Origin of the sequence: Shewanella electrica (assembly GCF_022321485.1) — a bacterium.
Taxonomy (GTDB): Bacteria; Pseudomonadota; Gammaproteobacteria; order Enterobacterales; family Shewanellaceae; genus Shewanella; species Shewanella electrica.
Map to the genome: position 1 here is coordinate 1 of NZ_JAKOGG010000464.1, position 257 is coordinate 257.

Consider the following 257-nt stretch of genomic DNA (forward strand, 5'->3'; position numbering starts at 1 on the left):
GCCCCAAGAAGGCCCCTCTCGCCCGCCCTAAGGCCCCTAGAAGGCCGGGGATCACGCCGGTAGGTAGGGCCCCTAGGCCGCCGCCTCGAGGAGGTGTTGCAGGAAGGCCCCGCCTCGTCTGGCGTACCCCTCCCGCACGGCCGCCCGGGCCCGGTGGTAGGCGTGCACCAGGGCGTGGGGGCTGAGCTTCCCCTCCACCACCTTCCAGAGGAGGCCCGCGTAGAAGCGCCGGGAGTGGGGGTCGCCCAGCTCGTGGG

Annotated in this window: 1 protein-coding gene; it reads right to left on the reverse strand. The window is 73.9% G+C overall.

Features of this window, described 5'->3' with window-relative positions; all coding sequences use genetic code 11:
* Positions 1-72: 72 nt before the first annotated feature.
* On the reverse strand, positions 73-257 hold a 185-nt coding region (locus L9G74_RS21210), incomplete at its 5' end, for a hypothetical protein (protein WP_238898742.1).